We start from the raw sequence: 21,021 nt of genomic DNA on the forward strand, positions 1-21,021 counted from the left end.
TCGATCTGACTCCGGAAGGCGAACAAATAAAAATGCCACTTATTCTTTTTTTCCTGGAATAATGTGCTGCATTCAGCCCGCTGACTTTGAGTAAAGATGGGTAAAAGCATTAGGGCTTAGGCCCTGTTTTTTTTATGCTTCGTTATTAATTACATCTGTCATAAGAGAGTGACTCATGGATCGTATAATTACATCGTCGCGAGACCGTTCATCGCTACTTAGCACGCACAAAGTTCTGCGGAACACCTATTTCCTGCTTAGCCTGACGCTGGCATTTTCCGCTATTACGGCGACGGCCAGCACGGTGCTGATGCTGCCTTCTCCGGGTCTGATTCTGACGCTGGTCGGTATGTACGGCCTGATGTTCCTGACCTATAAAACCGCGAATAAGCCAACGGGTATCATTTCCGCGTTCGCCTTTACCGGTTTTCTGGGCTACATCCTGGGGCCAATGCTTAACGCCTACCTGTCTGCGGGTATGGGCGATCTGATTGGCCTGGCGCTGGGCGGTACCGCGCTGGTGTTCTTCTGCTGCTCGGCCTACGTGCTGACCACCCGTAAAGATATGTCCTTCCTCGGCGGAATGCTGATGGCGGGCGTGGTGGTCGTGCTTATCGGTATGGTTGCCAACATTTTCCTGCAGCTGCCGGCTCTGCATCTGGCGATTAGCGCGGTGTTTATCCTGATCTCTTCAGGCGCCATTCTGTTTGAGACCAGCAACATCATCCGCGGCGGTGAAACCAACTATATCCGCGCGACCGTTAGCCTGTACGTCTCGCTGTACAACATCTTCGTCAGCCTGCTGAGCATCCTTGGCTTCGCCAGCAGAGACTAATCCTCTCCCCGTCTGTACTCAGGCCCCGCTTATGCGGGGCCTTATTTTTTGCTACACTGCCGCCATTTTCAGCGGTATGTGAAGAATCATGTTTATCTTTGAAGGCAATGAAATAGAGACCGATAGCGAAGGCTATCTGAAGGACACAACCCTGTGGAACGAAGCGATGGCGGCCGTTATCGCTGAGCAGGAGGGCATCAGCCTGTCCGTTGAGCATTGGGAAGTGGTGCGCTTTGTGCGCGACTTTTATCTGGAATTTAACACCTCACCGGCGATTCGTATGCTGGTGAAGGCCATGGCGAACAAGTTTGGCGAAGAGAAAGGCAACAGCCGCTATCTCTACCGCCTGTTCCCGAAAGGCCCGGCTAAGCAGGCGACAAAAATCGCCGGACTGCCTAAACCGGTTAAATGCATCTAATACAAAATGGCGAATTTCTGCCACTCTCTGGTGGGCTGATGGGGCTCGGTCAGAACCCTGTCCACCCGCGCGCTGCGCGGCCCACCGGCCTTCAGCCAGGCAATAAGTTTCTCCACCTGGTCCGGTTCTCCGCAGGCCAGAACCTCCACGCCGCCGTCGTCGAGATTGCGCGCGTATCCCGTTAATCCCAGCTGCAGCGCCTCGCGCTGGGTCGAATAGCGAAACCCGACGCCCTGAACGGAGCCGTATACCCACGCCATCGTGCAAACCGTTGCCATGTTCCCCCCTTTTCGGCCAATGACTCAATACAGAGGATAGCAAATTCCGTCAGCGTACATGCTTAGGTAATAATCCATAGTGCTGACGAAAACGGGCGCTAAAGCGCGAGCCTGACAGGTAGCCGCTGCTTTGCGCAATGTCGCCAATGGGTCGCGACGTCGACTGTAATTGCCCCAGCGCGTAGGCCATACGGACCTCTTCCACGATCTGGCGGAAGCTCCGGGACTCCAGCTGCAAACGACGGCGCAGCGTCGATTCGCCAAGAAAGAGCATTTTAGCCACTTTCGCCACGCTCCACGCTTCAGCAGGCGACAGCATAATAATTTGCCTGACCTGACCGGTTATGTCCTCGCGCCGCTCGTTGAGCAGCGGCCCGGCGTAGCCAGCCTGATACAGCGCCAGCAGCAATCCCATCGCCTGATGGTGCTGCAGCTCGGCGCTGAGCCCCTCCCGTACCGCCCGCAGGACGCTTTGCCACATAAACGACATTTCCGTCGCCAGCGGCGCGCAAAGCGACGTCAGACGACCGGTCTGCGGCTCGCTCATATAGCGGTGCTTAAAATCCGCCAGCAGTTCCGGCGTGAGAGAGAGCAGGTCGGAGCAAAACAGCCCGTTTTCCGGCTGATTAATCACCTCGAGCTCAACCTCGGCGGGCAAAATAATCAGCTGCTGCGGCGTTGCCAGCATCTCGCTGGCGCCCTGCACAATGACCTTACTGCCGCGGTTTACCCGGCAGATCGCGGGCGAGAACAGCGTGACGCGGTGCAGTTTGCATAAACGACGGGTAGTGATTTCCGCCGCCGTTAACGCGTTATGGTGAAAATGGATGTTCCGCATCATGCCGCCCTTTTTATTATCTTCCGGCCAGCGCCGTTAACTGCGCGCTGGCGATAGCGTGGCTGTGTAACATAAATCCGACTAACGCCCCGCTGGCCTCGCCATCAATGGGCAACGTCGGGGTATCAAGCGCCCATACCGTAAAGCGGTAGCGATGCGGTTTATCTCCGGCGGGCGGACACGCGCCGCCAAAACCCGCATAGCCAAAGTCATTGCGCCCCTGTATCGCCCCGGCGGGCAGTTTAGCGTTATTTTTGTCTCCGGCGCCAGCGGCTAAGCCAGTCACCTGTTGGGCAATATTCACCACCGTCCAGTGCCACCAGCCGCTCCCGGTCGGCGCATCCGGATCGTAAGCGGTCACCGCGAAACTGCGGGTACCCGCCGGTGCATTTTTCCAGGCGATCTGCGGTGAGATATTGCCGCCGGTGCAGCCGAAACCGCCAAACCAGTGCGTCTGCGCCAGCGTCTGGCCGTCGCGCATATCCGCGCTGCTGACGCTAAACGGCGCGGCAATCACCGTCCCGCTCATTATAACCATCATCGCGGCTGCGACCTTCAATCCTGTTTTCATCGTATTTTCCTCCGTAAGGTGAGGAAATACTGTAAGATCCCGGCATGTTTTTTATTGTGCCAAAGCGCCTGCGTTTTGTGCCGAAACGCTCACTTGTCGATACCGGTGGAATGGTGCTTGCCTCAGCCACATGTGCTAATCTACGCGCCATTTTTTCGGTGCCGACATTCCCGTTGCTTAAAGGTAGCCCCATGACAGACTCCATTTTCCCCCGCTTAGTGTTAACCAAAGGACGCGAGAAATCCCTGCTGCGTCGCCATCCTTGGATCTTCTCCGGCGCCGTCGCCCGGATGGAAGGTAAAGCCCGTTCAGGTGAGACCATCGATATCGTTGATTCGCAGGGAAAATGGCTAGCCCGCGGCGCCTATTCGCCGTCTTCACAGATCCGCGCCCGCGTCTGGAGCTTCGATCGCAATGAAGCCATTGATAACGCCTTTTTCGAACGTCGCCTGCAGCAGGCGCACACCTGGCGCGAGTGGCTGGCGGCCCGCGACGGGCTCGATAGCTATCGCCTGATAGCCGGTGAGTCCGACGGCCTGCCGGGCGTGACCATCGATCGTTTTGGCGACTTTTTTGTACTGCAGCTGCTGAGCGCCGGTGCCGAATACCAGCGGGCGTCGATTGTCAGCGCGCTGCAAACGCTGTTTCCGAACTGCGCTATCTACGATCGTAGCGACGTCGCGGTGCGTAAAAAAGAGGGGCTGGAGCTGGCGCAGGGGCCCGTTGTCGGCGAACTGCCGCCTGCCCTGCTGCCGATTACCGAGCACGGTATGCAGCTGCTGGTAGATATTCAGGGCGGCCACAAAACCGGCTATTACCTTGACCAGCGCGACAGCCGCCTGGCGACCCGTCGCTACGTCGCCGATAAGCGCGTGCTGAACTGCTTCTCCTATACCGGCGGTTTTGCCATCTCCGCGCTGATGGGCGGCTGCCGTCAGGTTGTCAGCGTTGACACCTCGCAGGAGGCGCTGGACGTCGCAAAGCAGAACGTTGAGCTGAACAAGCTGGATCTGTCTAAAGCGGAGTTCATCCGCGACGACGTCTTCAAGCTGCTGCGGAAATATCGCGACGCCGGCGAAAAGTTTGACGTGATTGTGATGGATCCACCGAAGTTTGTTGAAAACAAAAGCCAGCTGATGGGCGCCTGCCGCGGCTATAAGGACATCAACATGCTGGCGATTCAGCTCCTGAATCCCGGCGGCGTCCTGCTGACCTTCTCCTGCTCCGGCCTGATGACCACCGATTTATTTCAGAAAATCATTGCCGATGCCGCCCTGGATGCCGGACGTGATGTACAATTTATAGAACAGTTCCGCCAGGCTGCCGACCACCCGGTGATAGCAACCTACCCCGAAGGACTGTATCTGAAAGGGTTTGCTTGCCGCATCATGTAACTTGAAAAGTGGAGAATCGGCCCGCATATAGCAGGTAATCATGTCTCCCAGGAGGTGCTTATGATAGCCAGCAAATTCGGTATCGGCCAACAAGTTCGCCACACGCTTTTGGGCTACCTGGGCGTGATCGTCGATGTCGATCCCGAGTACTCGCTCACGGAGCCGGAAGAGGATGAAATCGCCGCTAACGACGAACTGCGCCTTGCGCCCTGGTATCATGTGGTGATGGAAGACGATGATGGCCAGCCGATTCACACTTATCTCGCAGAAGCGCAGCTGAGCAGCGAGCCCAGCGACGAACATCCTGAACAGCCGTCGCTGGACGAACTGGCCAGAACCATTCGCCAGCAGCTGCAGGCGCCTCGATTGCGCAACTAGTCATTTGTGGGTTTTACGCCTGGATTCCGCCAGGTTTAAAACCCCGTTGGCTATTTTCATCTCCTCCTTGCCGCCGCGTATGCGGCAAATAGGATAAAAAATAAACGCCGCGCTTTTTTATTTAATAAACACATATACCTATCTGACTCACTCCGCTTATCGCCGCGTTAAAAAATCAAAAACGAAGCGAGAAATTCCTCACGCGCAATAACATGACTTTTTGCGCAAAAAGACCAGCCGCAAAAAAAGATCTACCTGGCTTAAAAAAACAATAAAAAAAATCAATTTATATTGACTAATATGAATTACAGGTTTTAGATTACAAATCGTAATTTATAGCAGGAAAATAATCCTGGCAATGTTCGATAAGTTGCCAACAGAAAGCATATTATTGATTATTAGACGCGTACAACATCCATTCAATAATATTTTCAACTCATTGTTTTAAAAGGGTAACAATGAAGAGGAATAATCACTCGCTGCTCCGCGATGAAATTTTAAGCAAAGTCGTGAAGCCCACCGATCATATTGAAAAATTGATTGAGATAATCGCTAAAGAGCATACGCCCTGCACCATTAGCAAAAAACGCAACATCAGCCTGACGCGGAATGGTGAAAGACAGTGCCTCATTTTATTCGACGGGAGCGTGGCGTTAAACCGCATAAGCGATGGGATGATCCTTAATGCTGAAAGCGCGCCGTTTATTTTTGGCGCCAGCTGCCAGCTGGCATATACCCGCCATCTGTATGTTAAAACGAAAGAAACATCGCGCTTGCTTTTGATTCCACAACGTTTTTTTCATGAGCAGGTCGTCAAATATCATCTCTGGCAATCGCTGGCGATGCTGCAGGATTATAGTTCGGCCAAAGTCTATGCCCATTGCATGACGATATCACAACTCTCCGCATACGAAATTATACGTACCCATCTGCTCGAACTTATTGATGAACCAAATGCAATTAAGAATAACATCACTGCTGTGAATTATATTATGGACCACTCTTTTTTGTCCCGCAGCGGCATCATGCGGGTATTATCGAAGCTGAAGAGTGACGGCTATATCCATTTATCGCGCGGCATCCTGACGGATATTATTGATCTGCCGGAAAAGATGAACAGGCTTTATTCAAAATCCGGGCCCGCGCAGCCAGCAGAATGAGTATGCATACCGCTTATTTTTTATTCTGCGCCGTCGCGGCTAACGCCTGGCAAATCAGGCGACTGAACCGCCCGTCGCGCTGCTGCTGTTCACTCCAGCGGATATTGGGCAGCTTCATTTCACCAGAAATGCGCCGGCTGCTGAGCGCAAGCTGCTGAAAAAAAGGCGCCAGCATCGCGCCGCCGGGTACCGTCCGGGTTTGAAACACCGGGCTGCCATCGACATAGCGATACGCCAGCGCGTTATCCGGCACTAGCGTGGCGGCAAACGCCTGCTGCGCATAGCTGGCCCAAAAGGTGGCCGCGCTATAGCCGCGAGAAACGTTGCTCTCGCAGGCAACCTCCCCGGATGAAGGCACAACTCTTTCCTGCGCGGGTCTGAAGGTATTTTCCATCCAGCGCGCCATACCTTCCAGGTACCATTTCTGTTTAAAAACCCCGTAGCCGTATTGATACAAATGGAATAATTCATGCGCTGGCGTAATGTTGCGCGCCGGCCGCAGCGCGGCGTTAAGGACAATTTTTAAGCCGCAGGGCAGCGCCGTTCCGTCACCCATGGTTTCTGCCGCCACCCGATCGAAGGCCAGGCCGTGACCTTTGGGGAGCGTCAGCAGGTAGATGTTGATCTGTCGGGCCTGGCGATAAATTTTCTGCTGCAGCGGCGAGCGCAGGCCCAGCAGCGAGGTGTAGAGATATTTCGCAGCCTGGAGCTGGCTCGCAATGTCTTTCACGACATCCGGCACGCCGTCGCCGGTACTATCCTGCGGATATTGCAGGGCGTCCCTACCCTGCAGGCTGTAGTAAATATGAAAGTCATCCACGACGTGCGCTTTTTCCAGGCGATGCGCATGAAGCAAAGAGCCGGGAACGCAGCGGGAAACCTGCACCACATCGCGCGCCAGCAGCGGCGAACAGCAGCAGGATGCCAGAAGGAGCGCGATGACTCGCCTCATCGCCACGCCTGAGGGCCGCGGGAATAAAAAAGGCGCTGACGGTTAGCCAACGTTAACCACCCGAGGACGCTTTTTTTCCAGCCCGTTTCCGCGCTCCGCGCCGGCATCCAGCTGACGCTCGCTTGTCTGCAGCCATGCCGCCCAGCGTCCGGCGATAGCGCTGCCGTAGTAGCGCTGGGCGTTGCGCAGCGCGGCCTGCTGCATACTTTGCTGCAGCGACTTGTCGGAGATAACGGCGATCAGCGCCGCCGCCAGGGCCTCCTCATCGCCGCAGGGCACCAGAATCCCCGCCTCCCTGTCCTGCAGGATGTCGCGCGGACCGTACTTAATGGCAAAGCTAATCAGCGGCGTACCGTAGGCCATCGCCTCCACGGCGGAGAGAGACTGCCCCTCCTGAGTCGAACAAAGTACCGCGCAGCAGGCCGTTTTATGCGCCTGCGCGATGTCGGAGGTGAAGCCGTTGATATGGATCGCCTTCTCCAGCCCCCACTCCGCCACCCGCGCGCTTAAGCTGCGCCGCAGCGGACCGACCCCGTAGGTGTGCAGCTGCGCATCGGGGATCGCCGTCAGCACTTTACGAAAGGCGTTCAGCAGCAAGGCATGCTGCTTCTCTTCCGAGTAGCGCGCCAGATAAATGACCGTCTGCGACGGCGCTTTCTGCGGGTTCGCCGGAATATTGCCGTTATCGAGATGATTGGGGATCACCGCCATCCGCGCGGCCGGGAAACCCTCCAGCTGCAGGTCCTGCCACTGCTCATCGGTGAGGACAATCAGCCGATCGACAAGCTCCGGCTGTTCGAGGATATGCCGGTAGGAGCTTTTCAGCGCGCCGTTAGACAGCTGATGATGGGAGTGAATAATCGCGCTCAGCGTACACGCCATGCGCTGTGCGGGCCGCGAGCAGACGAAGCTTTTCCACGTTTTATTTTTATCGACGATAAAATGCCAGCGCCCTTTTTCCGCCAGCCGGGTTTCCAGCATCCACGCATAAAACGCCTCTTCCTGAGCAAAGCGTTTGACTTCACCGCCCGCCAGGGCAATTTCAAGATGGCTTAGCTGCACGTTGCCCTTTTTCTCGTCAAAGCTTTTGCGCAGCAGAATATTGCCGGCGCTATCAATGTAGTCTTCGATGATTCTCCCCTGCGGACGCAGCAGGAAGTTGTGTTTACCCACCGCGACATCCGCGCCGGGATTGACGGCATGCCTGAGCTCGATATTGCCCACCAGCGGCGCCAGCGCAGCGATCGCGTTCATCTCAAAGCAATCGCTGAGCCACTCATAGAGGTTATAAACCGGCACCTCTTCGGGCAGCGCGCCGCGTGCTTTCAGCGCCCGCACCGCTCTGGACAATTCGGGATTCCACGTCGCCGTAACTATCCAGGGCACGGTGCGCAAATGTTCGGTAAAGAGCTTCGCCCGCCGCATGGCCGCCACCTCAATACCGTTGCCGACGTCGCGCAGCGTCTCCAGCAGAAAAACGGGGATCGCGTTATTCGACGGCGGCGCTTCGTCCTGCGGGAGCAGCGGCTTTTTTGCCGCTAAATGGTATTTCTGATAGGCGATAAAGCCGGAAAGGTAGTGCTCGACGTCATCGATACGCACGCGGTAGCTGTGGTGGCGAATAAAGAAGCTGTTGACGATCCGTGCGGGATTTTTAAAAAACATCGCCAGCTCAGGCCAGAAGAAGCCGTTCAGCAAATAGCGCGCCCGAACTTCCAGCGCCTGCCAGAACTTTTGCTGGTCAAAATTCGCCAGCAGATGGCGATGCTCGGGCGAGGCGTCCAGACGGGTCACCATCTCAGACGCCGCCATCATTAATTCCAGCAGCGTGGGATAGGTGGTGACGCGATGCAGCACAAAATCAAGATGATCGCGCACGTTGTTCAGGCCAAAGCGAAAGTACTTCTCTTCCGGGCGAAAGCGGGTTAACTCATTAACGCAGTAGCTCAGCCAGTGGTCATGGTGCTGCCAGTGCTTATTTTTAATGAAATAGGCGAAGGCTTTTTCCACCATCTCCAGCCACTGCGGCGCTTTGGTCAGGCCGTACAGGCGCATAAGGGCAAAAGCCGCTTCGCCATCGTAATAAATGATGCGGAATTTGGCTTTCAGCGACAGATCGTGGCTATTCAATACGTGAACAAACTGGCCGCTGAGCGGATCCTGCATAAAGGCGATGCCGGTCGCCAGCTGCGCCATCAGCGGCAGATATTGCCGGTCTCCGGTCGTTTCGGTGTATTTCACCAGCGCCAGGATACTTACCGCGTTACCGCCGAGCTTGATCTCATCGCCCACGTCGCAGAGAAACGCCGCCTCGCGGCCATCGTCCAGCGTCCTTACTTCAATCAGCGTGTTAACCAGGTACGCAATCGCGCGGTCTATCGCCTGACGAACCGACGGCTGACGGGTCGCTTCCCAGCCCTCGATCAGCGAATAGGTGGAGCTGGCGTGGCGCAGCGCGTTATAGGATCGGACCGGGCGGTCGAAACAGGGAAACCAGCCGTAATGGTAGAGGCCGTCTTGCTTTACCTGACGGGCCAGATAATCGGTGCCTTTTTTAATCACCTCGGCGAGGCACTCGTCCTGCCAGTTTTCCCCGATAACGCGATAGCCGGAACCTCGCCCGCTCTGCTCCATTACTTTTGTCCCAAAACGATCGCAGAAGATCCCCTGCGTTTTAAAGCGCCAGAGCGGCTGCTGCGGATCCTGCGGCCAGCTAAGCGTCTGTTTAAACCGCCGCCGGGCGTAGTTTTCCAGATTGACGCTATTCGGCGCCACGACGCCGTTATCGCCATCGTAGAGCAGCGCGTTGCCGGCAATTTCCTGCTCGAGCATTGCGCAATTAAACTGCGGGTCAAACGCGAGGCCAAAGCGAAAATAGTTACGCTTGGTGACCATGAATTTTTCATTGAGGGATTGCCAGCTGAGCTTTTCCACGCTGTCCACGACGTCAACCCGCAGCCACTGCGGTTCGCTGTCCTGTTTTTTACGCCACTCCTGCAGCGCTCTGGCCCCCGCCAGCCACGCGAGATCGAAGCTGGTACCGCGAGAAATATGCATATGCGCGCGTGATTGGCCATCGCTGACGCTAAAGAAGATTACCCATGCCGGATAGTCAGAGGGCAATACGGTGGATTTTAATTTTTTCGCCTGAAAGCAGGCTTGTTGCAGTAAATCACTTAGCGCCATCTTCCCCTCTCCGTTTATTCAAGAATGCGTTGAATGTTTAAAAATTATTATCAGAGACTGCATACAAACCCATTTTAGATATTGCGCCGATGGCTCGGCCCGGCACACTCCCCGGAGGCGGCGCTCAACGCGTCTTGTCCGGGCTGGCGGACCGCAAACGGCGATGGCCCGTAGCCGATAAGAAGCTCGCCCGTTGATTAACGTTCCCTTAAGGCTTCTTTTGCCCGATTAAACGGTTTGACCAAATAATCCATGACCGTTTTTTCGCCGGTCTTAATATCAACGGTGGCAATCATTCCCGGGCCAATTAAAAAACGCTTGCCGCTTTTATTTTCCAGGTAATCATAGTCAGTGCGAATAAACACCCGATAGTAGTAAACATCCGGTTTAGCTTCATCCTGAGTGGTATCCGGCGATATGGTTTCCACCACGCCGTTCAGCGCGCCATAGATGGCATAATCATAGGCGGTAATTTTCACCAGCGCCTGCTGGTCAGGATGAATAAAAGCGATATCACGAGGTGAAATCCGCGCTTCGATTAATAACCGGCCATCGACCGGAACAATTTCCATCAGCTCGCCGTTGGGCGCAATAACCCCACCAATCGTATTGACCTTAATATTTTTAACGATCCCCTGCACCGGCGAACGGACGGTTAAGCGCGTGACCGAATCGGCGCGCCCCTTTATCACTTCCGCCAGGCTGGCCACGTCGGCATTGGCTTTTGACAGCTGTTCACGCGCGTCAACAAAATAGCGGGTATTGAGATCGATCTTTTTAAAACTAATATCCGCGACCTGCTGGCGAAGACGCAGCACTTCGACATTGCTCGCCGCCCCGGTTTTCGCCAGCCTTTCGGTGATGGCCAGTTCGCTATTCACCAGTTTTAACGACTCGTCGAGCTGGCGCGTCGATTTGCTCAGCTGCTCTTTGCGGCTATGGTACAGACGCGTCTCCTCCGCCAGCAGCGCGGGCCAGGCTTTCAGGGAGTCGGGAAACGCCAGCGGCTGATTGTTCACCTCGGCGGTTAAGCGAATGCTCGCCGCCAGCGAGGCGCGATATTTCGCCTGGCTTTCGCCGACGTTAGATTCGCTGCGGGTGGGATCGAGGCGCGCCACAACCTGTCCGGCTTGTACCTTGCTGCCTTCTCGTACGTTCAGCTCGGTTAAAATACCGCCGTCGAGGGTTTGTATCACCTGCTCCCGCGAGCTGGGGATCACTTTTCCGGTACCGGTTGAGACTTCGTCCAGTACCGCGAACCATGCCCAGACGCCGCCCACCAGCAGCATAACGGCCAGCAGGAGAATCAGCCGCCGCGATTTAACAATTTTCGCCTCGTCTTCTTCGCTATCCGGCAGCAGCGCCACCGGGTCGTGATCGGCCATCAGGGGGATTTTATTCATATATTCACCACCTGGCCGCGGGCTTTCTCTTGCTCAAAAACCGTTGCTTTGGGTTTATCCAGCGCCAGCTGCCCGTCCTGGATAACCAGGATCCGGTCGACGATATTAAGCACCGCCGCTTTATGCGTGGCGATGATCATCGTTCGATCGCCGGCCCACTGCGCCAGCTGTTCCACAAAGGCCTTTTCCGTTCGCTCGTCGAAAAACGAGGTCGGTTCATCGAGCAGGATAATGTTCGGATCGCGCAGCAGCGTCCTGGCCAGCAGCAGCGACTGCCGCTGGCCGCCTGAAAGCCCCAGCCCGCCTTCCATAATGACGTGTTCAAGACCGAGGGGCAGTTTGCGCACAAACTCCAGCGCGCCGCACAGGGTAAGCACCGAGAAGATTTCATCATCCGTCGCCGCCGGTCGCCCGAGGATCAGGTTCTCGCGCAGGGTGCCGTGGAACAGCCGCGCCTCCTGGGTCAGCAAGGTGGCGTTGCGGCGAATATCCGCGAGGTCGAGCTGCGGCAGGCTTAAATCATCCAGCCGCAGCTCGCCCGAAACCAGCTCGACGTTGCCCATCATCGCCTGCAGCAGGGTCGATTTACCGGCGCCGATTCGCCCAAGGATGGCGATTCTCTCGCCGGCTTTTATGGATAACTGGTTGATACGCAGCGGGATCGCGGCATCGTTAAGGCCGTAGCGGAATTCCGCCTGCCGGAACTCGTAATTGCCGTGCAGCACGGCGCGGTGAACCCGGGTTTCGTCCTGCCCCCCTTCGACCGGCAGCGCCATCAGGTTATCGAGGCTGGCCTTCGCCGTTTTCACCTGCTGCCAGCGAGCGAGTACGCCGCACAGCGCGGTCATCGGCGCCACCATGCGGGTCGAGAGCATTGATGCCGCCACCATCGCCCCGGTGGTGATGTCGCCATTAATCACCAGCGGCGCGCCGACCACCACCACCGTGGCATAGAGCAGGTTTTGCACCGACATTCCCCAGCTGACCAGGCCGTGGGTGAGCCTGCGCGTTTTGACCCCCGACTCGGCGGTAATGGCAATATAGCTATTCCACTGATGCAAAAAGCGGCTTTCCGCCTGCATCATTTTGATGTCCTGCAACCCCTGAATGCTTTCCACCAGAATGGCGTTACGCAAGGTATTTTCATGCTGGTTTTTATTGGCCAGCGCCGCGAGCTTGCGCTGCAGCAGCAGGCCGGGCAGGATCATCAGAATCGTCGCCACCGGCGCAATCCAGCTTAGCCACGGCGAGACGATAAACAGCACCACCTGAAACAGCAAAAAGAACGGTAAATCCGCTACGATGGTCATCATCGTTGAGGTCATCATTTCGCGCACCTGCTCCAGCTCGCGGATTTGCGAAATAAAGCTCCCCGTCGAGCGCGGTACCGCGCTGTTTTTCAGGCGCAGCGCGTGGCCGAAGACCCGGTCAGAAACGCGAATATCCCCGCGTTTGCCGAGCAGATCCGTGACGTGCCCGCGCATAATTTTCAGCACAAAAGCAAATACCGCCGCCAGCAATACGCCGCTGAACAGGACATACAGAGTGGGATAAGACTGCGCCGGGATCACCCGATCGTAAACCTGCATCGAAAACAGAATACCGCTCAGCGCAAGAACGTTTATGGCAAAAGACGCCAGCATCACGTGCAGGTAGGGGCGAATATCTTTCAGCACAATTTTACGCAGCCAGTCCGGCTGAAAGCGGGCCAGGTAGCTCTCGGTGCGAATATCCCTTTCCGGCGCTGACGGGCGAAACGCAATGGTCTTTTCAATTTCCGGCAGCAGGGTTTCCAGCGGGCAGTAGCTGAGCAGCGCGAGCTCCTTCACAAACCGCACCCCGACGGCGTTATTAACGTCAAAGCTTTCGAGCACGGCGACTTGCCCGTCGCGCAGCTGGACGACCAGCGGTAGCCGCCAGGCCGACATTTTCTCATCGCCCGGAGATAAAAACTGGCAGTTTAGCCCGGCGTGGCGCGCCAGGTGCCGGAGCGCCTCCGGCAGGGTTTTCTGCGTCGCCCACTCGGCGGCGGCATGCAGCGTGCCGGGAGAAAAGCTTTGTCGATAGTGGTTGGCAATAAAAGCAATCGCATTAGACCAATCGAGCAAATGCGGTATCCCGGCGCGTTCGTTTTGTGAGGTCATGGGCGGATCTCCACGCCCTGGATATTTTGTTTTTCCAGCGCGAACACCGAGCGCATCTTGCCGGTGCTGAACAGGCAGTCCAGCTCCAGCGAACGCAGTTGTGATTCCGTCAGGACCTGGCTAAATCTGGCCTGGTAAATTTCCTGATCGACGTTGAGCAGATCCAGCAGCGGCCGCGAGCCGAGCTGAAGATACTGATCCTGATACAGCGCCCGGGTTTGCTCACCCAGCTGCTGCTGACGTTTCTGAATCCCCAGCGACTGGGCAAGATTAACCGCTTCATCGCGAGAGGCGTTCAGCTTCTGGCTGGCGTCCAACTGGGCGGTTTTTATCGCCGCATTCGCCGCCGCCAGACTTTGCTGGGCGGCGTCGCGGGAGGCGGTCATCGCACCGCCCTGATAGATGGGCATTTGCACTTTCACCCAGGCGGAGTATTGCGTTTTATTCAGTACCGCGCTGTTGGCGTAGTTATCGTTGAGGTAATGGGTGACTTCCGGCTCAAGGGAAATCGTCGGCAGCATTTGCGCGTTGGCGTTATCCAGCTGAGCCTGAGCCTGGCCGGCCTGGGCCAGCGCCGCTAATACCGCCGGAACAGAGCGGTAATCGATTTTGGATACCGCGCAGGCGGCGTCCATCCCCTGCGGAAGGTCATCCGTCACCGTGGCAATGCCGCCGATGCCGATATAGGTCGCGAGCGTGGCTTTCCAGCGCTGAAGGGCCGCCTGATATTGCAGGAGCGTAGATTGCGCGCCCTCCACGCGGGTATCGGTCTGCACAACGTCCGATAACGATGACGCCCCCGCATCGTTGCGCTGGCGAATAAGATCGCCAATCTGTTTAAGCGAATCGACCTGCGCTTTAGCGATGTCGACCAGCTTTTGATAGCCCTGCACCTGCACTACCGCCGCGGCGGTGTCGTGAGCGACCTGGTCGATATTCAGCATGACGGTGGCCTGCTGCTGGGCCACGCCGGAGTCGGCGGCTCTGACCGAACTGGACACTTTGCCGAAGTCGTAAAGCATTTGCGATACCGAGACGACCAGCGATGGCGTATATCCGGCATCAGAATAAGTATTACTATAACCATTATTCATACCCGCACTAATTTGCGGGTAATATTTGGCTTTCGCCACGTCAACTTTCTGCGCCATTTCCTGGAGTTTGCTGACCTCCTGGGTAATCGCCGGATGCCAGTTGACCGCATTTTTTACCGCTTTTTTAATATCCAGCGGGCCGGATATTCGGGTCTGGCTATTAATAATCTCTTCATTGTACCCCGCGACCTGTTGGCTATCGGTTAAACGCTGGCTGCTAATATCATTCGGCATCAAGTATGAATTTTCCGCATGACCTGAAAACGGCGGATTCAAAGCAATAAAGAGAGCGGTATAGCCGCAGGTTATGACATTCCTTTTTTGTTTAAATAGACGCATCAAATTTACCCTTCAGAATTCACGCACTGAAAAAACGGATATAATAATTTCCGCATCATTATTTTTATTAAATAACGGTCTGCTATCTCCCGGATCGCTGCCCGATTCATTCCTCCGCAATAAATAATCTGGACGGCACTTCCGTGTGCCGTTCACTATAACGCCGATTAGTTGGAGTTATTTGTATCAAGCAGCTCGTTGAGCGAATTGATATGCACCCCTTCCAGCGTAATTAAGGTTGTTGATTGATGGTCACCGGCCCCGCCGTCGCGGTCGATGGATACCACCGTGTTATTGCCAACGTAGCTCAGGGTCACATAGTTGCCCAGACTGCTGCTGTTCCCATCCCAGTCAACCAGCAGCGCCGACACATCGATATGATCCCCTTGCGCAACCGAGAAATCCTTCCAGGTATCGCTGCCGTTGCCGCCGGTATTGTCATCGGCCAGCAGGTTGTAAACCACCGTGTCGGCCCCGATACCCAGGGTGAAGGTATCGTCATAAGCGGTGCTGTGGATATCGTCGCCGTTCACGCTGCCGGTAATCTGCGGATGCAGATCGATGGTCAGCGTCGCCGCGGAAGAAACGCCATTGCTGTCGTTTACCGTGTAGGCGAAGACCTCCTTGTGCGTGATTGTCGACACATCCATCCCTGCCTTCAGACTGTAGGTATAAGAACCATTATTCGCCATCGTCAGGGTGCCATAGTCACCGTAAATTGTGACGCTGCTTCCGGTTACTGCGCTACCGTTGCTGGTGGTGATACTGCCATTGCTGTTGAAGGTCCAGGATTCGGCACTGCCAGTGGAAGTATGTCCGGCGACGGTGTATGAGGCATACAGCACGCCATGGAAATCTTCCGTACCGCCCGAGTTGTTTCCGTTCTGGATATTCCCGCTGACGTTGGTTCCTGCCACCGTATAGTGCGTTGCGGTATCGAACGTCGTACCGGTGATAGAAGCTCCAACCGTATAATTCGGCGCTGGCGTTAAGAAAGAATCCAGAGTGGCGGTGGCTTTCGAAGCCAGGACCATCTCGTAATTTCCTTCGCTCAATGCCACACCCGTTAGCGTTAGCGTATCCGTAGCGCTGGCTGTTGCGCCGATAATCGTGGTCAGATTTTCTGTCGGTGCCCCCTGCCACACCAGAACCTTACTGCCGTCGCTGAGTACGTGATAAATGCTGACCGTGCTGTCAATCCTGACGGTATTGACCACCGATCCACTCGCGGTGTAGTTCACATTCACCGAGAGGGTATCCATTTCGCGATCGGCCCCCACGCTAAAGTTAATCGACTTACTCGCTGATACTCCGCCCGTTGTCGACTTACCGCTTGTGTTCAGCCCCGCGGTGTCAATCGCCGGAACATTCACCGTTGCCAGCGCCGTTGCCACGTTCAGCGCAACGACATCATTCACCGCCAGCGAAGCCGGGCTGTCGATATCGATCGTCAGCGTCGTGCTCGCCGTGTGGCCCAGACTGTCGGTTATGGTGTAGGTAAAGACCTCCGATTGGCCGACACTATTCACTCCGCCGTACGGCTGATAGGTATAGCTACCGTCGCTATGGATGGTCAGCGATCCCCAGGCACCGGCTATCGTCGTTCCGCTGCTGGTGACCGATACCGGATCGGCGTCGGTCACCGAGGTGGCGGTGACGCTCGTCACCTTAATATTTACCCCGGTGTCCGCCACATCGCCGTCGCCATCGCTTTGCAGGACGTTCCCCGTCAGGCTGTCGGTGTGATAGCCCTCAGAGTCGGTGACCGACACGTTGACAAAGGTGCCCAGGTTCAGGTCCAGCAGCGCGCCCAACAGACCGCCGGTATTCGGTGAAGAGACCACCGCCGTGTACGACCCTGAAGGTAACATTGAGGACCAGCCGCCGCCGCTATAGCCCAGGCTGAGACCGAGTCCATTAACATTAATGTTGACGGCGTTGGTCAGAACCTGCACCACTTCGCCGGTCGCCTTATCGACGATAGAGAGATCCGCCGTAAAGGACGATGCGCCACCCAGCAGGCTCAGCAACGTGCTCAGGGCCGCGCCCAGGCTCAGGCCGGTGGTCCCAGAGACAGCGAGCAGCACTTTTTCGTTTGCCCCCGCGGCGACGTCAAAGTCAAAACTATTGCCGTTGAGTAAGCCAACGTTGACGGAACCGAGTAACGAGACGCCGACAAGTTGGCCAACGGTACCGCTTTCTCCGTTGAGCGTATCGAACGTCGCGGTCAGATCCGTTTCCTGAGCATCCGGATTGGCCTGCGCCGGTTCGATGTTGCCGCCGATATTAATCGTCAGGTTAGTCGTCGAGGTATTGCCCGCTTCATCGGTAATGGTATAGCTAAAGACATCCGATTGACCGATAGCGGCCCCGCCTTTGGTCAACTGGTAGCTATAGCTGCCATCAGAGTGAATCGTCAGTACCCCATAAGCCCCGGTGATATTGACGCCAGCGCTGGTCACGTTAACCGGGGTCGATCCGTCGACGGAGTCCGATACCGCGCTGGTGACCGAGATGCCCTGACCGCTATCCTGCATATCGCCGCTGGCGGTGGTATCCAGCACGTTACCTTCAATGGCGCCGACGCTGTAGCCAACCGAATCCGTCACGTCCACGTTGACGAAGCTTGCCACCTGGGCCGCCGCCAGCGCGTTGATCAACGATACCAGGGGGCCGTTACTTTCCGGCGCAGAGATAACCATGGTGTAGTCGCCCGCCGGCAGATTGGCGAAGGAGACCGTACCGTTATAGGAGAGCCCGCCAAGCAGGCTCGCCGAGATAGAGACGCTGTTTTCCGCAATCGCCACGACTTCGCCGGTGGCCGTATTCACCACCGACAGATCGGCCGTCAGGGTATTTCCTGCCCCCAGCAGGTTGACGATAGTGGTCAGCAATCCGCTCGCCGTCAGCAGCGAGTTGCCGTTCACCGATACCGTCATATCCTCAACGGTTCCGGAACCCACGCTAAAGCGCAGATTATTGCCCGACAGCAGCGAGACATCGACGGTGCTGAGTAACGTCAGGCCAACCAGTTGACCGCTGGTACCGCTGACGTTGTTCAGGTTACCTTCCAGCGCGACAACGTCCGGGCTGTTGCTATCGGGGATGGCCTCGATATCGCTGTCGGAATCCGAGTCGCTGTCGGAGTCGGAATCACTATCAGAATCCGAGTCGCTGTCAGAGTCGGAGTCGCTGTCGGAATCACTATCAGAATCCGAGTCGCTGTCAGAGTCCGAGTCGCTGTCTGAGTCCGAGTCAGAGTCACTGTCAGAATCCGAGTCGCTGTCAGAGTCCGAGTCGCTGTCAGAGTCCGAGTCGCTGTCTGAGTCCGAGTCACTGTCAGAATCGGAATCGCTGTCGGAATCAGAATCGCTGTCAGAATCCGAGTCGCTGTCGGAATCGGAGTCGCTGTCTGAGTCCGAATCACTGTCGGAGTCAGAGTCGCTGTCGGAGTCGGAGTCGCTGTCGGAGTCGGAGTCGCTGTCGGAGTCCGAGTCGCTGTCGGAGTCGGAATCACTGTCAGAGTCCGAATCGCTGTCGGAATCCGAGTCACTGTCAGAATCTGAGTCACTGTCGGAGTCAGAGTCGCTGTCGGAATCCGAATCACTGTCGGAGTCGGAATCACTGTCAGAATCCGAATCGCTGTCGGAATCCGAGTCACTGTCAGAATCCGAGTCACTGTCAGAGTCTGAATCACTGTCGGAGTCGGAATCAGCATCGCTATCCGTATCATCGGCCAGGCCAATATTAATGGTCAGCGTCGTCGTTGCCGTATCGCCATCCGCATCCGTAATGGTGTAGGTAAAGACCTCCGTTTGACCGACAGAGTCAGCGTCTCCGGTCGCGTGATAGGTGTAAGAACCATCGGCATAGATCACCAGCGTACCGTAGGCGCCCTCAACGATCGTCCCCCCCGAGCTAACAGGTTCCGCCGTTGCCCCCGGAACCGAGGTCACAATGATGCTGGTCACAGTAATATCCGTACCGGTATCGCCGACGTCCCCACCCGCATCCGTCTGCAGTACGTTACCGCTGATAATCGCGGACTCGTATCCTACGGAGTCGGTTACCGCCACATCCACCGCGGTCGCTACGCTGAGATTCGCCAGGAAATTCACCAGCGTCGGCAGCAGCCCGGTATTCGTTGGCGACGAAATCACTACCGTATAGTTCCCCTCCGGCAGGTCGCTGAAGCTGGCGCTACCGCTGTAATCCAGGCTGACGCCTCCCGCCGTAATAGTCACCGCATTCGACGCCAGCGCAACCACTTCTCCGGTCACCGTATTCACCACCGCGAGATCGGCCTGGAAGGTATTCGTTCCACCCAGCAGCAGCAGTAGCGTATTAATCAGCGCCGCCGAGCTCAGCGTGGTGCCGCCGGAAATATCCAGTGCCACATCCTGAGTCGTTCCACTCGCGACAGTAAAGTCAAAGTTATTACCGCTAAGCAGCGAAACATCGACCACGCCAAGCAGGTTCACGCCTGTCAGCTGGGTAATCGTACCGTTTACCCCGTCGAGATTGTCATGGTTCTCAGAGATCAGCGCGGTATTGGTATCCGCATTGGCCTGCGGGATATCCGAATCGCTGTCAGAATCCGAATCGCTGTCAGAGTCCGAGTCGCTGTCGGAATCGGAGTCGCTGTCAGAGTCCGAATCGCTGTCAGAATCCGAGTCACTGTCAGAATCCGAATCACTGTCGGAATCCGAGTCGCTGTCGGAATCCGAGTCACTGTCAGAATCGGAGTCGCTATCCGAATCCGAGTCACTATCCGAGTCCGAGTCGCTGTCAGAATCGGAATCGCTGTCAGAATCCGAATCGCTGTCAGAATCCGAATCACTGTCGGAATCGGCATCGCTGTCAGAGTCCGAATCGCTGTCCGAATCCGAATCACTGTCAGAGTCGGAATCGCTGTCGGAGTCCGAGTCGCTGTCAGAATCCGAATCACTGTCGGAGTCCGAATCGCTGTCGGAATCGGCATCGCTGTCGGAATCCGAATCGCTGTCAGAGTCAGCATCGCTGTCGGAATCCGAGTCACTATCCGAGTCCGAGTCGCTGTCAGAATCGGAATCGCTGTCGGAGTCAGCATCGCTGTCGGAGTCGGAATCGGAGTCGCTGTCTGAGTCGGAGTCGCTGTCTGAGTCGGAATCCGAGTCACTGTCAGAGTCCGAATCGCTGTCAGAATCCGAATCGCTGTCGGAGTCCGAATCACTGTCGGAATCGGCATCGCTGTCAGTGTCCGAATCGCTGTCCGAATCCGAGTCGCTGTCAGAGTCCGAGTCGCTGTCCGAATCAGAATCGCTGTCAGAATCCGAGTCACTGTCAGAGTCCGAATCACTGTCGGAGTCAGAGTCGCTGTCAGAGTCGGAATCACTGTCGGAGTCCGAGTCGCTGTCCGAATCCGAATCGCTGTCAGAGTCTGAATCACTGTCAGAATCCGAATCGCTGTCTGAATCGGCATCGCTGTCGGAGTCCGAGTCGCTGTCGGAATCCGAGTCGCTGTCAGAGTCCGAATCGCTGTCTGAATCCGAATCACTGTCGGAGTCAGAGTCGCTGTCACTATCCGAATCGCTGTCTGAATCGGAGTCGCTGTCAGAATCCGAGTCGCTGTCAGAGTCGGAGTCGCTGTCGGAATCCGAGTCACTGTCAGAATCCGAGTCGCTGTCGGAATCGGAGTCGCTGTCAGAGTCAGAGTCGCTGTCAGAATCGGAGTCACTGTCGGAGTCCGAGTCGCTGTCAGAATCCGAGTCACTGTCGGAGTCCGAATCACTGTCAGAGTCAGAGTCCGAGTCGCTGTCCGAGTCCGAATCGCTGTCGGAATCGGCATCGCTGTCGGAATCCGAGTCACTGTCAGAATCCGAGTCACTGTCAGAATCCGAGTCGCTGTCGGAGTCGGAGTCGCTGTCGGAATCCGAATCACTGTCACTATCCGAATCACTGTCGGAGTCCGAATCGCTGTCAGAGTCGGAGTCACTATCGGAGTCCGAATCGCTGTCCGAATCCGAGTCACTATCCGAGTCCGAGTCGCTGT

The 21,021-nt window shown here is 56.2% G+C and carries 14 protein-coding genes; 5 read left to right on the forward strand and 9 right to left on the reverse strand.

The features are described 5' to 3' along the window. The first annotated feature begins 175 nt into the window (after positions 1-175). Positions 176-835, forward strand: coding sequence for an FtsH protease modulator YccA (yccA, locus tag ABLU88_RS19370; protein WP_004100829.1), 660 nt, complete (start codon positions 176-178; stop codon positions 833-835). A gap of 88 nt (positions 836-923) precedes the next feature. Continuing rightward, positions 924-1,253, forward strand: coding sequence for a sulfurtransferase TusE (tusE, locus tag ABLU88_RS19375; protein WP_004849563.1), 330 nt, complete (start codon positions 924-926; stop codon positions 1,251-1,253). On the opposite strand, the gene yccX is transcribed toward tusE, so the two are convergent. The 3 genes from yccX to ABLU88_RS19390 are packed head-to-tail and all read right to left on the reverse strand — an operon-like array spanning position 1,250 to position 2,940. Then, the gene (yccX, locus tag ABLU88_RS19380) at positions 1,250-1,531 is read right to left on the reverse strand and encodes an acylphosphatase (RefSeq protein WP_004849561.1); all 282 of its coding nucleotides are present in this window, start codon (positions 1,529-1,531) and stop codon (positions 1,250-1,252) included. The two genes, tusE and yccX, sit on opposite strands and share 4 nt — an antisense overlap. 49 nt (positions 1,532-1,580) lie before the next feature. After that, positions 1,581-2,369 (reverse strand): AraC family transcriptional regulator, encoded by a 789-nt coding sequence (locus ABLU88_RS19385; protein ID WP_064377507.1) that lies wholly within the window; start codon positions 2,367-2,369, stop codon positions 1,581-1,583. A gap of 16 nt (positions 2,370-2,385) precedes the next feature. Further along, complete coding sequence (locus tag ABLU88_RS19390; protein ID WP_014228676.1) at positions 2,386-2,940, reverse strand: YbhB/YbcL family Raf kinase inhibitor-like protein; 555 nt, start codon at positions 2,938-2,940, stop codon at positions 2,386-2,388. A gap of 191 nt (positions 2,941-3,131) precedes the next feature. On the opposite strand from ABLU88_RS19390, the gene rlmI reads away from it, so the two are divergent. The 3 genes from rlmI (at position 3,132) to ABLU88_RS19405 (ending at position 5,872) form a co-directional block, all read left to right on the forward strand. Further along, on the forward strand, positions 3,132-4,334 hold the full coding sequence (rlmI, locus tag ABLU88_RS19395) for a 23S rRNA (cytosine(1962)-C(5))-methyltransferase RlmI (RefSeq protein WP_064358353.1): 1,203 nt from the start codon (positions 3,132-3,134) through the stop codon (positions 4,332-4,334). Between the two features lie 60 nt (positions 4,335-4,394). Then, positions 4,395-4,712: a heat shock protein HspQ gene (gene hspQ, locus ABLU88_RS19400; RefSeq protein ID WP_009651933.1), complete on the forward strand. Its 318-nt coding sequence runs from the start codon at positions 4,395-4,397 to the stop codon at positions 4,710-4,712. Positions 4,713-5,170: 458 nt separating this feature from the next. Next, positions 5,171-5,872 (forward strand): helix-turn-helix domain-containing protein, encoded by a 702-nt coding sequence (locus ABLU88_RS19405; protein WP_032749730.1) that lies wholly within the window; start codon positions 5,171-5,173, stop codon positions 5,870-5,872. Positions 5,873-5,885: 13 nt separating this feature from the next. Here ABLU88_RS19405 and ABLU88_RS19410 read toward each other — a convergent pair whose 3' ends face one another. The 6 genes from ABLU88_RS19410 to ABLU88_RS19435 all read right to left on the reverse strand — a co-directional run. Continuing rightward, entirely contained in the window at positions 5,886-6,824 is a 939-nt protein-coding gene (locus ABLU88_RS19410; RefSeq protein WP_048263197.1) for a peptidase, read from the reverse strand. 42 nt (positions 6,825-6,866) lie between these two features. Next, positions 6,867-10,010, reverse strand: coding sequence for a glycosyltransferase (locus ABLU88_RS19415; protein WP_348837636.1), 3,144 nt, complete (start codon positions 10,008-10,010; stop codon positions 6,867-6,869). Between the two features lie 197 nt (positions 10,011-10,207). Further along, positions 10,208-11,413, reverse strand: a complete 1,206-nt coding sequence (locus tag ABLU88_RS19420) for an HlyD family efflux transporter periplasmic adaptor subunit (RefSeq protein ID WP_004849542.1) — start codon at positions 11,411-11,413, stop codon at positions 10,208-10,210. After that, positions 11,410-13,557 carry a type I secretion system permease/ATPase gene (locus tag ABLU88_RS19425; RefSeq protein WP_348837638.1) on the reverse strand — a complete coding sequence of 716 codons (2,148 nt, stop codon included), beginning with the start codon at positions 13,555-13,557 and terminating at the stop codon, positions 11,410-11,412. Before ABLU88_RS19425 ends, ABLU88_RS19420 begins: the two co-directional genes overlap by 4 nt. Then, positions 13,554-14,990 (reverse strand): TolC family outer membrane protein, encoded by a 1,437-nt coding sequence (locus ABLU88_RS19430; protein WP_014228671.1) that lies wholly within the window; start codon positions 14,988-14,990, stop codon positions 13,554-13,556. The genes ABLU88_RS19425 and ABLU88_RS19430 overlap by 4 nt, the downstream gene beginning before the upstream one ends. A 167-nt stretch (positions 14,991-15,157) precedes the next feature. Further along, the coding region (locus tag ABLU88_RS19435; RefSeq protein ID WP_348837641.1) for a type I secretion C-terminal target domain-containing protein at positions 15,158-21,021 on the reverse strand (5,864 nt) is incomplete at its 5' end.

The sequence above is a fragment of the Klebsiella sp. GW_Kp182 genome, assembly GCF_040062275.1.
In the GTDB taxonomy this organism is placed as follows: Bacteria; Pseudomonadota; Gammaproteobacteria; order Enterobacterales; family Enterobacteriaceae; genus Klebsiella; species Klebsiella michiganensis.